This is a genomic window from Paenibacillus sp. FSL R5-0908, from assembly GCF_038006245.1.
GTDB lineage: Bacteria > Bacillota > Bacilli > Paenibacillales > Paenibacillaceae > Paenibacillus_AQ > Paenibacillus_AQ odorifer.
In genome coordinates, this window is record NZ_JBBOUV010000001.1 from 5,573,960 (window position 1) to 5,589,489 (window position 15,530).

At 41.1% G+C, this 15,530-nt stretch carries 15 protein-coding genes; all 15 read right to left on the reverse strand.

All coding sequences use genetic code 11. The features are described from left to right. Nucleotides 1–8: 8 nt before the first annotated feature. Nucleotides 9–560 carry a phage tail domain-containing protein gene (locus MKZ09_RS25360; RefSeq protein ID WP_341041440.1) on the reverse strand — a complete coding sequence of 184 codons (552 nt, stop codon included), beginning with the start codon at nt 558–560 and terminating at the stop codon, nt 9–11. Then, nucleotides 561–5,900, reverse strand: a complete 5,340-nt coding sequence (locus tag MKZ09_RS25365) for a transglycosylase (protein WP_256719331.1) — start codon at nt 5,898–5,900, stop codon at nt 561–563. A 380-nt stretch (nt 5,901–6,280) separates the two neighbouring features. Beyond that, nucleotides 6,281–6,601, reverse strand: a complete 321-nt coding sequence (locus MKZ09_RS25370) for a hypothetical protein (protein ID WP_076208557.1) — start codon at nt 6,599–6,601, stop codon at nt 6,281–6,283. 48 nt (nt 6,602–6,649) lie between these two features. Further along, nucleotides 6,650–7,432 (reverse strand): hypothetical protein, encoded by a 783-nt coding sequence (locus tag MKZ09_RS25375; protein WP_076208558.1) that lies wholly within the window; start codon nt 7,430–7,432, stop codon nt 6,650–6,652. 29 nt (nt 7,433–7,461) lie between these two features. Continuing rightward, entirely contained in the window at nt 7,462–7,647 is a 186-nt protein-coding gene (locus MKZ09_RS25380) for a hypothetical protein (RefSeq protein ID WP_076208559.1), read from the reverse strand. A gap of 11 nt (nt 7,648–7,658) precedes the next feature. Then, nucleotides 7,659–8,090, reverse strand: a complete 432-nt coding sequence (locus MKZ09_RS25385) for a hypothetical protein (RefSeq protein ID WP_076208560.1) — start codon at nt 8,088–8,090, stop codon at nt 7,659–7,661. Further along, nucleotides 8,087–8,665 (reverse strand): hypothetical protein, encoded by a 579-nt coding sequence (locus MKZ09_RS25390; RefSeq protein ID WP_076208561.1) that lies wholly within the window; start codon nt 8,663–8,665, stop codon nt 8,087–8,089. The genes MKZ09_RS25385 and MKZ09_RS25390 overlap by 4 nt, the downstream gene beginning before the upstream one ends. Further along, nucleotides 8,662–8,991, reverse strand: coding sequence for a hypothetical protein (locus tag MKZ09_RS25395; protein ID WP_256719330.1), 330 nt, complete (start codon nt 8,989–8,991; stop codon nt 8,662–8,664). Before MKZ09_RS25395 ends, MKZ09_RS25390 begins: the two co-directional genes overlap by 4 nt. Before the next feature lie 254 nt (nt 8,992–9,245). Further along, entirely contained in the window at nt 9,246–9,809 is a 564-nt protein-coding gene (locus MKZ09_RS25400; protein ID WP_076208563.1) for a hypothetical protein, read from the reverse strand. Continuing rightward, on the reverse strand, nt 9,806–10,231 hold the full coding sequence (locus MKZ09_RS25405; RefSeq protein WP_076208564.1) for a hypothetical protein: 426 nt from the start codon (nt 10,229–10,231) through the stop codon (nt 9,806–9,808). Before MKZ09_RS25405 ends, MKZ09_RS25400 begins: the two co-directional genes overlap by 4 nt. 62 nt (nt 10,232–10,293) lie before the next feature. After that, a complete protein-coding gene (locus tag MKZ09_RS25410) occupies nt 10,294–11,295 on the reverse strand; it encodes a hypothetical protein (protein WP_076208565.1) in 1,002 nt (333 codons plus the stop codon). A gap of 3 nt (nt 11,296–11,298) precedes the next feature. After that, on the reverse strand, nt 11,299–12,342 hold the full coding sequence (locus MKZ09_RS25415; RefSeq protein WP_076208566.1) for a 3-oxoacyl-ACP reductase: 1,044 nt from the start codon (nt 12,340–12,342) through the stop codon (nt 11,299–11,301). A 40-nt stretch (nt 12,343–12,382) separates the two neighbouring features. Next, nucleotides 12,383–13,717 carry a phage portal protein gene (locus tag MKZ09_RS25420; protein ID WP_076208567.1) on the reverse strand — a complete coding sequence of 445 codons (1,335 nt, stop codon included), beginning with the start codon at nt 13,715–13,717 and terminating at the stop codon, nt 12,383–12,385. A 132-nt stretch (nt 13,718–13,849) separates the two neighbouring features. After that, nucleotides 13,850–14,683, reverse strand: coding sequence for a hypothetical protein (locus MKZ09_RS25425; RefSeq protein WP_076208568.1), 834 nt, complete (start codon nt 14,681–14,683; stop codon nt 13,850–13,852). A gap of 91 nt (nt 14,684–14,774) precedes the next feature. Then, nucleotides 14,775–15,470 (reverse strand): DUF4145 domain-containing protein, encoded by a 696-nt coding sequence (locus MKZ09_RS25430; RefSeq protein WP_076208569.1) that lies wholly within the window; start codon nt 15,468–15,470, stop codon nt 14,775–14,777. Nucleotides 15,471–15,530: the final 60 nt, after the last annotated feature.

Genomic DNA, 15,530 nt, shown 5'->3' on the forward strand with positions numbered 1-15,530 from the left:
CTCAGCTCCTATAGTTCGTATTCGTTAATGATTTTAAAACCCTGAATAGTATTTAATCCGGTATTGGTCAGAACGATCAATGGTGTGGCCCTTTCGTCACCATCAGAAACAATTTTTAGTGTCTGCGGAGATTGTGTAATGGTTGTCTCATAAACTTTTTCATCTGATTCTGGAAAAGGGTTCTCAGACATGGTAATAGGAATCGTTAATTCCCCATCAAAGATAATCTTCTGAATATCCATTGTTCCGGCATATCGTCCGATATATCGCTTCCCCGGTCTATCCGAAAAAGTAAATACAATATCTCCTTTTCGGATATTAAAAAGAGCCGCCACTTGGGCGACTCTGTTGTGATAGTCTATAGTTGAATCATCAGCCATAACGATGCATTCGAGGTCAAATGTTCGTGGTCCATAGGTACTGCCAAAGTCTAACGCTCCATCTCGATCTGCAAGTTCTAGTGTATTATCTTTTGTTGGTGGTAAAACAGGAATGTTATGAGATTTCAAACCTAACCCAATAGATGATAGTGGAACACCGTCTGCTGTAGCTACAATCAATTATTTCACCCCTGTTCTGGATTGCGCTCTGCGAACAAAATTATCTCTTTCGTTCCAATAAGTCTTCGCTACCGAATCGTCCTTAATATAATTATCTCCTGAATTCATTTCGAAAATGTTGTAGATTTGATGCGGATTTGATCCGCCAAAAGAATTAGATGCAGATGTGCTAGGCATTGTGAAACTAAAAGATGGCATTCTGAAGTTCAGCATCTTAAACAAATTATCTTGTTGACGATCATTGATGTACATTTCTCCAACCTTAGCTGTTACCTGCGTTTCTTCTCCTCTTCTAGCTCCTTTAACTACCCCGCCTTCGTGAAAGGTCTGAAGTTTCCCTGTATCTTTTGTAACACCATAAATCTTTCGAAGTTCCTCATTTCTTGCCGCTAACCGCTCCATTTCTGATTTATTACCAGCCGCTTTTGCCGCATCCCATGCATCCTTGTTAAAATTGTACTCGATTAAATCCAAATCTTTCTTAGATGTAGTCGTTGTCGGAATGGAAGATAATGAGCCCCCTACAGTTGGTGTTAAAGAGTTAATCGCGCTCATCTTAAGCTGGTAGTCTGAGATAAACTGATCTAGCTGCGACAATATCTCGGCGTTCTTCTCAGCTTCCTTAAGGACTTGAATGTTTTTCATGATCTCCGAACGATTAGCGGTATCTGATAAAAAATTTTCTAACGCTTGAAGCAACTCATCATAATGCGTTTTGGTAGCCTCGATATCTTTATCAAAAGAATCTTTTTTAGCATCCTTTTCATCTTGTAAGGCTTGTTTTTGCTCTTCCAAGCTTCTTTTAGCTAATGTACGTTCGTGATCGAGTTGCAGCTTCTCGATGTCCTTTTGAACCTGTTTTCGTTCAGCAATTCCGTCTGGTCCTACAGCTGAGGCAAGTAAAGCTAATCTTGCTTGCTTCTCTGCCAGCGCACTCTCGTAATCCTGATCTTCATTTAATTCTTGTTGTTTGCTAAGTAAATCATCAATAGCCTTGATCTCTGCGTCTTTCGCGGCGACGTAAGCATCCCGTTCTACTTCTATTGCTTTAATAGCTGCGTTTTTAGAGGATTCGATGCTCGTTTTATAATTTTTCGCCAACGTCTCAACGGCTTTCGTCTCATCTTCAATCAGCTTTTGACGTAGTGCATAGACTTGTTCATCCGCTTCCATTCGTTGATCGGTTCCGACTTTGTACATTGATTGAATCTTAATCCATTCGTTTAACTCACCTTGTGTCGTAACTTCTCCCATGGCTTTGCGGTGATTCAAATCCTTTTGAAAGTCACTGAACTGTTGTTCAATTAACAATTTCTTCTGCTCATAGATGTTTTTTTCTAGTGCAAAACTCTGTTCAGCAGTTCTGTTCTTATCTGCATACATGCGTTCATAGGCTTGCAATTCCATGGTGATGATATTAATTTTACTTTTCCCGGCCATCTCCATTTTTGTGGCTTCTTTATCGATCCAGTTCGTGGAGTTGCTATAGCGCAACTCGTTATATTGCTTTGTCAAATCATAGACTTGTTTTTGTGCTTCAGCCTTTTGTTCCGTAGTCAGGTAGGTCTTGTTTTGTTCCTTGGTGTAAAAATCAAGAGAAGTCTTAACCATTTCGACTTCCTGAAGATTGGCTTGCCGCATGCGCTCAGTCTTTTTCCCTAAGTTGGACACATCCTCGGTATACCTTTCATCGCTTAAAGCTACTACTTCTCTGCTCCATTGTTTTAGAGCATCTTTATCCTCAGACAAGTATTGAGCATGGCGTTTCTTTAATTTTTCATATCCAGAAACCTGTTGATCTATGGTCCAGTTTTGGCGTTCGGCTACATACTTAAAATTGTCTAAGTCTTCTTGATATGCTTTCTTACGAGCCTCAGCAGCTTCCTTAGCTAATTTATCTGCCGCTTTTTCTGAATCGCTTTTTCCAGTTTTGGTTTTCTTCCCTTTGTCGGCTTTTTCTGAACTCACTCCGAATTTAGGGTCCTGATATAGTGATCCAAGCGCCTTGATTTTGCTATCATATTCAGCTGATTCCTTTGCATAATCAGCATAAATCTTATCCAATTCGCTACTTACAGCTGCTGCTGCCGCTGCTTCTGTCTTAGCTTTTTCATCTAATACAGAGCCTTGGCTTTGGAATGCCTTTTTGAAATATTTGTTATCATCAGGATTATTCAAAGAACTGGATGTAACTGCATTAGCTGCGCCATTTAGCGAAGCCTTCAATTGAGCAAGGTCTTTAATTGCTGATGCTTCAATTCCATAAGCCTGTAATCTCTCTTCAGTAGCCATTCTAGTGTTGAATGCTGATGTTTTCTCAGACTCCAGGTCACTAATAGCCTTTGCAACCTTTTCCTTTCTCAGTAATTCAACAGCCTCTTTTTCGAAAGCCCATCCGTCTGCTGTTTTATATATGGCATCTGCTAGTTGGGGATACTTAAGGATTAGCTCAGTTGCATTCGAAGAATTAAGTGATTGGCCCTTAGATAAATCATTGAGAACATTGTTTAACTCTGATACGGCGGTGCCGTTACCAGAAATCTGCTCTCTCAAATCTTCTAATACTGCTCCCATATCACTAAGGTTCTCAGATGATACACCCGCCTTTCCAGCGAGTTGATCAAGACCATCTACTGTTAATTGGCCTAATTGAACATTAGTTCCTGCCAATGATTCTTGCAATTTGTTTTGAGCAGTAGTTAGTTCCTCTACCTTTTGTCGGGCATCCTTTTCAGCGTTAGTTACCTTGAAAGAGACCCCAACTCCATCCTCTCGGAGACGAGTAAGCCTTTCTTCTGCTTTACTAAGTTTTTCTCTGGCATTAGACAGTTTTTCGGAATTCTCTGCCAATTGTCCTTCCAAAGTGGATTTACTATCGAGTAATACATTTTTTCTAGCTTCATTCTGTTTTGTTATTAGTTGATTTAGCGCGTTAACTTGAATTTTAACAGCTTCGTCCGTGTAATTAGCAGCTTCTAGTTGCTTAGCTCCCTCTTCTCCAAGCGTAATAACAAGAGCTTTAGAAACCTCATCCAATTGTTTTTTAATTGTTGATTGCTTCTCAGCTGACATATTTCCAGAATTAATAGATTGTTCTAAAGACTTATGGGCGTTAACCAATTTAGGAAGTAATTCAATTTGACGTTCATATTGGCTAATGATTTGCTGGCTTGCAGAATCTTGGTCCTTCATTGCCTGGGCATGCTCTCTAGTTGCTTTCTCTGCCTTGCCGCTTTGAAAGACGAATAAAGCGATAGCCCCAACTATGAGAGTGATCCCTGCTGTCCAGGCGGCTGTTGTCAACATGGCCGCTCGTGCTGCCGCTGTAAAAGCAACCATCTCTGCTGTGGCTGCCGTTTGAAGTGTTGTATGAGTAGCTATAGCCGTACTCAAGGCGGTCTGAGCTGTTCTCCACTGAGTCAGTAACGGTGACATTAGCTTGTATAATGCAATTAGTCCTGCAACAGAAACAGTAGCCCCAACCGCTCCTTTCGGAATCTTAGTGAGTCCAATTAATAATTGATCAATCACATCTAATGAACTCTTAATGGCTGAACGAAGACCATCATCTCCTGCTTGATTGAATATCTCTAGTAACGATGTTTTGGTTTGAGCTGCTTTCCGTGAGATTGTATCCATCTGTACCTTGAGATACTCCAATGTTGATCCAGTAGATCCGATAGATGCGGCAGTGCCAAGTAAAATATCACCCGCATTAAGTGATGCTGCTAATTTTGCGTACTGATAGACCCCTCGGGAGATATCTGCGTATGATTGCGTTAAATCATAGTTTTTATCTATTACCTTGGTGGACAAATCTATCAAGATATCATCTGCTCTACGCCACTGTTCTTTACCATCTACAATTTCTTTAGTTGCAACACCTAAGTTTTCAATTTCAGCAACTGCTTTATCAGTTCGGATGGTACCAAGGACCGTTTTCCACATGTTTCCTAAGTTCTCCCCGGACAGTGCTGTGTTACGAATACCAGATGAGATTAATCCGTTCATGACATCGAATGAAACGCCTGTTTCCGCAGCGATCTTACCTGTCCGCTCATAAGCTGCCCCAAGATCTTTTGCTGGAGCCATAGTATCGTGAGCTACTTTAGACCAGGAGTCCAATATGCGCCCGCCGATAACCATTGCATCGTTAGCATTATTAATCTGCACGCCGTATTGCGCCAAAGTAGACTCCATACTCTTTGTAGCATCTTCAAGACTTACCATATCTACTGTAGATAACATGGTGGACTTCCGCACCATTTCTTGTACAACTGCTGCATCTTTATACATGCGTCCCCACAGACGCGCTGATTCGGTAACATCAGTAATCTCGGAACCCAGATCATGCGCAGTGTGAATGAACTTCGTCGTTTCTTCATTAAGTATTCTTGTGTTCATAACCATTTCTTCAGTACCATTTTTATGTTCGAGGAAGTACTTTTCATTGGTCTGAACGTATCCGGCCATATTAGATTCAATATCCACTAAGCCTTCTTTCATGGCAGCTTGAACTTCGTGGATGCCACGATAAACCGTATTAAATACCACAGCATGTGCTGCCATTTGTTGTAATCTTGATGCCCACCCAGATGTTGCAGTACCTATTTCTCCAGAAGTATCAAATATAGAACTTGATGTTCCGCTTGACTGTGTAGCCGTTTGTTGCATTGCGCGACGAATTTTCTGTTCTTCCTGTAATACTTTCTCACGATTTTGTTCTACTTTGATTTCCCGAGTTCTAAGTGCTTTAATCCAAAACTGCTCATATTCAGCTGCCTGTTGCTTTGCCTGTTGACCTTCTCTCTCCGCTAACTGCATAAGTTTTTGGCGAATAGACTGTTCTTCCATTAAAACTCGTTCTCTAGTTCTATCTGAAGCATTGGAACCGCTTGTAGTTGTTACCTTAAGAGCACTGGCAGTCGCTTTATTCTGAAGGATTTCCATTCGTTTTTGATGTTCGAGTTCTTGATGTTCTATGGCATCATATCTCTTCTTGATTATTGCTTCCTGAGCCGCAAGCTTCGCATTTACGATTTGATTTGCTTGATCAAGTTGATTCTTTTTGGTATTAAGCAATTCTGCTTGAGCTGTACGCTGTTTAATCAATGCTTCCGATTCGGACATGATTTTTTTTCGGCGTTCTTCCGATGTCAGAGCCATCTTATCAGCAGCAGCTGCAAGAGCTGAGTAGTTTTTAGTAGTAACGGTAATCTCACTGTTTAAAACTTTGAACGTTTCCGCATTTCCTCTCGCTCCCTGATCAATGGCTTTAAATGCTGGGATCATCTTTGATGTATCAAGGTTAAGTCTAGCCCCAACAACGTCTTTATTCATGTCTGTCAATGTATTTCACCCCTTATTTATGGTCAGGAAATCTTTCCTGAACTAGAGACATGCCATATATACAGAAAAAGAGACCTGCCGCTTGGTAACGGAGGTCTCTTTTTTAATGTTTAAATCACCTATTGAAGTGGCCTAGTATTTCTGCTATTCCACTACGCGTTAGATTTTTCGGCTCTTCTACTTCGCCACCATGTAAACGAATCTGTTGCTTCATTTCTTCGTTCATATCATCAAAAATAGCCATTATTTCATACCAGTTATGATCGTACCACGGCTTCGATAATTTTCGACGAGATAGTCGACCATATAGTTCTTCGATAGTTAATGGCTTATGCTCTTCCCTGTCCGTACTTGTACCATTACTCTTTCTTTCAGGACCCTGGCTTATAAAAGAGAAATCGATCTACGGATTCCTCCAAAAGTTCAGGAATATATTCCTCGAACTCTTCTCGGGCAAATCCTTCAATAAATATAATGTTCAAGATTTCGGTCCATTTATCAATTGTTGATTCTAACTCTTCACCTTCCTGAAACACAACAGCATGCTTGATTCGTGTTAAACCGTCCTTATATAGAGCACCGACTTCTTTGATTTGTTTAATCGTTCCAACTCTAAGCGTCTTCTTTGCTTCTGGTGACAAGGTAATCGTTGGACCGATGCCCATAATCAAATCCATTTGTGTATCTTCCACGTGTATTTTCCTCCTTAAGTTAGGGAGGCAGAGCCTCCCTTATTAAATTTAGTTGGTTAAGATGTCGATGACTTTCTTGTCTGAACGATTCGCATCGAGAACAGCCAATTCCAATGAGTTTGCTGTTGCGGATTTGCGCTGCTGGTCAATGGAGAATGAGCCGAGCATTTGTGATTTGTAAATGATGATAGTGCATTCAAACGATTCGTTTGTTTCATCGTCGAACGCCTTGCCATAAGCAACGAATTTGTAAGGCTTATTCTTTGTATCGGTTTTAACGGATGCCGCTGTACCACCTGTGGCAGTGTAATCGTAAAATGCACGAATATCCTTTCCTGCAAGTGTAGCGTCACCCAAGGTTACAACACCGGAAGAGGTGATGCTGTATTGCAAGGCTGTTGGCGCTGATGCTACCCTGGTAAGTTGCATACCGGAGTTGGTAAGGCCTTTTGTTGCAATAACCAGTCGGTCTGTTCCAGCAACTAAACTAGCACCTTTAGAAAACGTGAATGTTCCGCCAGTTGCTACCAACAACTTTTCGACCTTTGGAATGACTGTTGACCCTGTGGTGATTGTTGCGCCAGTTGCTGCTACCAATTGGTTCAAATCCAACACTGCGTTTTCCAGTTGTACGCTAGACTCTGCATCCTGCTCGGTCAAATGGAATGCGTATTTGCTGGTACCGCCATACACACGTTGCTGTTTCGCATCAATCGTAAAAGTCATTTTGTTTAGACGTTCAAAATAAGCTACGGGATCACCTGAATTGATATCGAATAGCGCAGCCTCAGAAATATCATCTACAACCCATTGCTTGGGGATCAAGCTCATACTAATTCCTCCTTAGGATATAAAAAAACCTAACCGTTAATAATTTCGGCTAGGCGTTGGTCAATTTCATTAATTCGATTAAGTTCTTCAGTTGTTTGAAACCCTTCAATGGGATTAAAGAATTCCCATATTCCAAGTTTCTTGGCAAGACCGATCTTCTCTTTGATAAGTTTCTCTTGCTCCGTTGGTTCTTCCTTATCGAGTTTAGCGTTCACTTCCGTTCACCTCACTTTCTAACATAGTCCACATCATATATGACCTTAAATCCCTTGAGTTCCTTAATACCAGTTGCAAAGTCAGTGTCATAGGCTAAGTGGCACCTGAAGGACTGGAACCCTTGAAAAGCGAGATATTTGTCATGAAACAACTCAAACGCTCTCTGGGCTATCCCCCTGGCATCATTCGAACGCTTGGCGTAAACATCCAGACAATACTTTCCTTCGTAAACCAAGTGATTTCGTCCGTATCGACCGGGCATCGTATAAATCTGTACCTGAGGGACGGTCTTGTCCGATATCACAATGTCCGGCTCTAGCCCTTTTACCAGCTTACCTGCTTTAGCCTCTGGAGGCGCTGCGGAATTAAGTCCAAGCAGCGCCATAAATGCGGCATCGCGCTCCAGTAGATAGTACACGGCATCGATCAGCACTTGGCTCAATCCTTCACCTCCTTGAAATAACGATGGTACGGAAACTCCTCCAGCACTTGCGCAACGCCTTTCAGAATGCGTTCACGATTTGACTGTATAGCTATTCGCAGGAAGTATGACGGTGGTGTTGCTTTAAACTTAGGATCAATGTCACCACGAGCCGCCAATTCTTCCAGGTCAACGCCAGCGTAACCACCGCCTGAATATCGGACTGTGCCGTCAATACTTCTATAGTTTCCCTGGCCGCGCCCCACAACAACCTTGCTCCCCTTTGAGCGAAGACGGTTCCATGCATCAGAGTTCATATAGGTAATGAGTCCGGCATTCTGGCTGCTGTCTGCCATGAGTGAACCTTTACCGAACTGCTCCAGCCATGCTTGCCAGTAATCTGCTGTAATATCTCCTGAGATCATTTGATTAGCGAGTACGAACATTTCCATTTTTAGTTTATCTCGTACTGCTGGATAGTAGCGAATGCCACCTTTAGCAGTAAGCAAAACCAACTTAGTAAGTCCAGTGATCTGAATAGCAAGTTGGTTCTCAAGATCCCTTGTGGCTCTTGCAGTATCATATCCGGTAATCATCGCATATCCTCCGATAACTGAATCTGGTAAAGCCCAGGAAATTGGATATCGTCAATCACATCCACCTGATACGGTCTTCCATTCAATATGATGCGATCTGGTCCAAGCAGCAAGGGGTCATTCGGTCGACGAACATCAATGTTACTCTGTAATCGTATTAAGTGAGTTGTGGTCAATAACAGACCAGGATCTTCTTGCCTTAATTGCCCAGTTACATAGCGAACAAATGAATTCACATCTATTTCTATGTCCTGAAATTCGGGATCACCAATAGGATTAACGTTATCGTCGTACTTTTGACTGTAACGTTGGATTTTGACAATCATATTCGTCTTTACCATCCCACAATATTTATCGCAGTCTGGCGTAGGGCGTTGTGAACAGACTAGGAATGTTTCTCCTGTTTCTATCAATGCTCCTGGGGCAACTAACGATTCAGGAGCAAAGCGACCAATATAGTCTGATTCTCTACCGAATTGAGAAGATCCGCTCGATCCGCGAGAAAGTATTACAGCTTCCGGCAGTCCGTTCACTGTACAAGGAGTGTGTCGGTGCGAGAAATCATGAAACATACACTCACCTACCTGAATGAACAATACTGATACTCTGACAGCAGATCAGCTATCTCTGGAGTGATCAGACTGTTCCCGAAGTATTCAATCGTGGAGTCAACATCTTTTTTCAACTTAACATTTGTGTTTGAATTGCCAGACAACTGAGCGATAAGCAACCCGCAAGCTACTTTTACTTTGTCGGGAATAGGGTCCCATCCACTGGTGTAAGTAACCTCAATTTCCGCATATGGTGCACCAAACTGTGAATTACCACATGTCAAAGAACCGATCTCTTTATCAACGTCCAAGACGCTTAGATCGGTTTCAACAAACCCCGGCGCACCAAAGAAATTGTCACCTGTTATACCGTAAGCAGCTCTACCTTTAACTTCGGTGATCTCTTTCACTGGGTAATAAGATAAATGTCCTCGTTGATTGGTCAATGGTATGCGCTCAGAGTAGGATTTAACGCCAATCTCGCGCCTGCAACGCCCGTCAATGATAGCTGATGCTCTTATAATTAAAGGGAGGGTCAGAACCACTCCTGCGGGTACGTAGTCGGTGTCTTCAGTGGTTAGGTACCGAGTCATTCTGCATCTACATAACCTGCTTCAATTAGCTCATCTGCCAATTCTATAGGAAGTTCAGCTTTACCATCGCGGAAATTAATCACTCCGCTTTTATAATGCAGCGTGTGTGAACCTATGCATTGGCTAGCTGTTCCTTTAAGAATTAAAACTTTTGAACTAATTTCTACAGGTTCTTTCAGGACTACCACCGAATCTTGAAGATTCTTCTTTGCTTCTGAAATTACGACAATTTCAGCTTCATAGCGGATTGGTTCTAAACTCTCATCTTGAGCGATCATTTCAGCCGTTTCAAGGATAGACTCAAACTCATCGTGGTCTACTTTTTGGTATTGTCCAACTTCACCACCGACAATGATAATTGATAGGAAACTCTTACCGTCCTCAATCGCTTCTCTTAGCTTTTCAAGCTTTGATTTAGCCATACTCATCATATCCTTTCATACGAAAGAGGCGATCTATTGACCGCCTCTTATTCATAATTATTTTATTGACCTACTGCAGAAATTGTAGGGCGTGTGACAGTTCCGTATGCATGAGCATAACTTGGACCTTTAGCAACAGGCGCGCCATATTTGATCGCGATGTATTTTTCTTGGATATCGGAAGATGTCCCAAGTTGGAAAAGATACGCATCTTTTTTTCCTACATAATGGTATTCAACCATTGGTTCAGTCAAAATTGCAATACCATAGTCGGTCATCATTGGATCTGTTCCATTTACAGCGTAAGTCATGAACGGTTCAGGAATCAACGGAAGAACACCAGCTGAAGTCATAACCGCAAGTACGGTTATTCCAGCAACGGTTGACTTAGTCAGGCTATTAATCTGCGTTTCATTGTTAGATGAATTCTTTTCTTCTTGCTCCAGGTAATGATGAGCAATTGGATGAATGTAAATAGCCGTAGGCATCAATACATAGAGTTCACTTGAAGTCATTGCGGCTACTTTAGCACGGATAGCATCTACAATAGAGTCCGCAGACGAGACAGAGAATGTGTTCGTGATTTGCTTAGTTAGGCCGCGATATTGTAAGGATGTAGGTACAGATAGACTTGTGTCGTTACCTCTCCAAAGTGATCTGCCATGAGTAAGCCCAACCCCGTTAATCATATCATTCAAATCCTTGGCTTTAAGCTCTGGGAAATTGTTTTGCTGTTGGCCCAATGTCAGATCGTAATGTCCAAAAACAACTTCATTCGTGATAGCCTTCATTTTCAAACTATGCGGAACTCTAGGATTACTCGTCGGAGTTGCTGTTACAACACGTGGATCAACGAACTCGCCGCCATTAATAGTGTTTTGTTCATAGTACGTGGAAAAGTCTCCTGTTGCAGGTACGTATGCAATCCGCCCTTCCAATACTGAGCTTCTACGAAGTGCGTCAGTTATCTCCTTTTGAAAGTCGTCAACGATGATTGCGCCAGGTGCGATAATTTGAGCTGCCGCTCTAAAATCTACAAATTGTGCTACTGCTTGATCTGCCATTAATTATTCCCCTTCTTTCACGCCAAAGGATGCTTTGGCTTTCATTTTTAATACCATGGATTCGCCAGACGAAAGATTCAAAGCATCAACACTTGCACAAAACGTAGAGAAGTCGGACGTTGCAGACTCTTCAACTTTTCCATACTTGGAAAGTAACTGTGAAGCCGAAAAGGTCTTTCGCTCTGGCTCTGCTGGAGGTGCACCTTTTGCTTTGAGCTCGGATAGTTCCTGTTTCAATGCTTCAGCCTCATCCTTTGCCGCCTTAAGATCAGCAGCAGCTTTTTCTTCTTCAGTTTTCTGATCTGCCTCACTACTAGCTGCTTTCATGCTCGCCAGATCAGTTTTGATAGTACCTACTTCAGTCACAACGCTTTGCACACTGGCTGTAATGCCTCCCATTGCTTCCTGCAATGATTTCATGCCATCTTCCATGGCTTTGATTTGTTCGGGTGTCATTTCAACATCCTCCTCTTTGGGTTTATTGTTCCTTGCTGCAAAACTGGTTGTTTTATAAGCGGCGGCATCAGCGAAAAGAATCGCAGCTCCAGTTCCGCAGAATTCCATTACATCAAGCACGTTTTCCATGTCCGTTGCATTTTGAACCGAGGCTTCCATTTCAAGCGAAGCGCCGAATTTGTATTCGCTCCAGTTGTATTCAGCCGCTAAGCCGTTATAGTAACGAATTGTCGCTACAACATCTGGGAAGTCCTTACCGTAAATGTATCCTTCGACCCAAGCGCATCCATCCATGGAACGGTAAGCCTTATCGATCACGGCCACCTTGAAACGTGGTTCATGGTCAGCCATTCCTGTTGCATAATCGATGTTTAGTGCCATTCCTACAAATGTTTGAAGGTATTGGTCACAAACACTCGAAGAAATGCGAATCAGTTTACCACCTGCCCCTGAGGGCGAACCGTCACTCGGTTGATCAACCGTGAATAATACGCATTTGAATGGCACCTTGTTGGGATGTCCACCAGCATCAGATAACTTGAAATCCTGAACGCGCATTTTCGAGTTACTCATTTTCAATGTCTTAAGCATTTTGGTTCTCACCTCCCTTCAGGGCAAAATAAAAACACCGTTACATTTGCTCGGTGTTTGTGTCTTTTTTATTTGGTTTGGCTTCCGTAGGTTCTGATGGCGGATCTTTCGTAGCTGCGAGTTCTTCTTGTATTGAGTTGATATCAATAACTTCTAGTTTACTCGGCTGCAATAATACTTCGCCGTGTTGATTAGGGAGTGCTTTCTTCCCTCGCTTGTCTCTTACTTCATCTGGCGTATCTACTCTTCGATCAAGATAGATTGCATCAATGTCCGCTTGAGTCTTCAAATCTTTTAGAGATGTGGCGTAATGGTATTTAAACTCTAAAATTCCGCCCATCCCAAATATGCCGTCTATAATCTGGTCGTTAATATGTTCAACAATATTCTCAGCTATAGATTGTACGGTGGATTCCGTATCTTCATCTTCACTGTCTGCTGTACTGCGATTAACATCCTTTGTTTGACCTAATTTCTTTGGAGATATATCAAATGCTATAGCCATAATTTCAATTAAGAATCGCTGCCATTCAATGAATAGTGCTTTATCATCTGTTGCCCCTAAGTCAAGGACAGATGTCCCTTCAAATCCACCTACAATGGGCATCTTCCCTTGACCCATAACTTCATTAGTCCAGAAATCATTGAAAGCTTTAGTAGCATTTTTATCTGAGTTCTTACCGAGATTCAACAGCTTTCTCATAAATGTCGACTTTGCCTGTTTACCTCCAGAGCGATGAGTCTCAATGAAATTGGTTGCCTGCTCCCAAACCACTTCTAGAGGAGAAAGCCCAAATGGTGTATTCGTTCGAGGATTCATTCTTATATACATCATTTCAGATGCCTTTAGAGGAATCGCTTTTCCATCAACTCGTTGAGCAAATCTGTATGAATCCGGCTTTCCATCCCATTGCGGAAAGAGGTCTATCGTAAAGGCATCCACTGGATACATCCTAAATGGTCTTTGTGGATCTCCAGACCTCAGTATTTCAGAACTACCTGCACTACATACAAGCATATCTTCAACGGTTTGTTCCAGCCATGAACGAAAGGAGTCTCCTGAGTTGGGTTTGAGAAGTGCACGTTCAATTGTTTTACATAAGTCTTTGTATTTCTCACTGTCATTCTCATCTATAGCAGCTACAGACCAGTTCAGCTTTGTGATATCTGTCTTTATCACATTAATAGCTCTACGTGGTATTGGAGACTCACTCAATGTTCTGAGGTTTGTGGGGGTTCGTTTAGGAACTGGCTGGGCATTTCCGCTACGAGTCCACCATCCGAATGACTGTGAATACGCCTCGGTTTGTCGATCCGGTTCATTCTTTGTTCGACCAGCTGCAAGCCAATCTATTAGGATTTGTCTTACACCCAAGGTTGTACCTCCTTTCTTGGACAATAAAAAAGAAGGAAGGAAATGTTTCCTGACCTTCTAATTTCGCTCATACTTCTATGAATTAAGAATACCATTGGTTTTATTCGGTGTTACTACGGGAATTTTAGTGTTTTATAATTTAATCGCTTTTCTAAAAACAGGTCTCTTTAATTCATTTATTGGGAAAATATCAATGGTATTGTCAATATCGTCAATTTTAACTACTACTTGTCCTTCATCAAAATCAATTATATGACCAAAACGCCCATCACGTATTTTAACAAAGTCACCCTTTTCAAAAAATAATAAATTATTCTCTTTATTAAAATTGTTAATGGAGTGTATTACGCTATCTTTATTGTTTTCAATTAAATTCATTCTTGAGTGTAATTGTTTAATTGACTCTAATACCAAAGCTGTATCCTGACTAATTTCTGTTTTATGAACTTTTGCAGGAGATATTCCAAGCAAAGATACTATTGAATTTATATGTTTCCTTTCTCCATTAATAAAAGCATTATGAGTTGAAGTCAGAGCATCACTAAGAGCGTCAATCGATGATCCAACCGTATCTATTCTCAATGAATGATCATATTCTACGTCTCTAAGGCCAGATATATCAAAAATTCTTGATGTAATATCGTCCTTTATTAAGACTGTAGGAAGTTCAAATGCTTGTCGAATACCCAATTCATACATGACATTTGGATTTTTTGCGCTAAGATCACATATTACCATTTCAGCATTATAAATCTGCTCTAGTATATCTAATATAATAAGATTTGAGGATTTTGTTTCATCGGCACGTGAAGCTAAGAATCCTGCTTTTTCACATGCGGGTTTAATAAGGAATTTGTAGACTCTATCAAAATGGCCTGGCCCATACTCTGAAATATCTGCAATTGGCATCATCACAAAACATTTTATCGGTTCTTTTTTAATCACTTCTTGTTCATCTTTATTCATATTTGTTCCCCCATTAAATAGATTTATAACCCTTTCGACTAACCTCTTTATTGTAATATTCAAACATCAGGAACCATTATATGTTTATGATCTACTGATCTTGATTCATTCTTTTTTGTCGAGTCTTTGAATCGCTAATTCCCACTATATTTTGAAATCTTTGTTTCCGTTCATAACTTGTTATATACCAATCGTAGATTAACACCTCGATTAGTTCCACCAAGAGAGCTGCTTCGTCAGGTTCAACATCAATTATTACATTGATGTCCTTTTCCATGTGCGCACCTATATTACCTATCTTTCTAACAGCATCTATCGCATCCCAAGTTAATGGGTCTACTTTACCTTTAATTGCTTCAATTTCATCTATAAGACGGTTTTTCTTAATGCCCCAATGATCTCTAATTATCCCTTGTATGCATCTTCTTGATAAGGTAGCAGAGGCTTTTGGACTTAATTCTTTTATTAAACAAGCCTCTCTATAATCATCGATAATTACACTTGGGACATATTCTGGAAACACTTTAGCTTGTGATCCCGGAACTAAGTTCCATGTATTTACATGCTCTTTTCGTGCTATCAATCCATTCTCATGTTCACCGTTAAATAACGATGCCGTCAACACATACTCTTTGCAATCTGGATTCGGGCATACAACAAACAAAAATATCGCCTTTTTGGGACCGTACTTATTCTTTAAATTAAGATCGATCCCTCCAGTTTTCTTATCATATTCAGTAATAGTTGTAATCCTGTTACAAAACGGACAAGTCCAAGAAGACCCCATAATAAACCCTCCACTTATCATTCTGATCATAATTAATATAGAACTACCTATATTCTACTA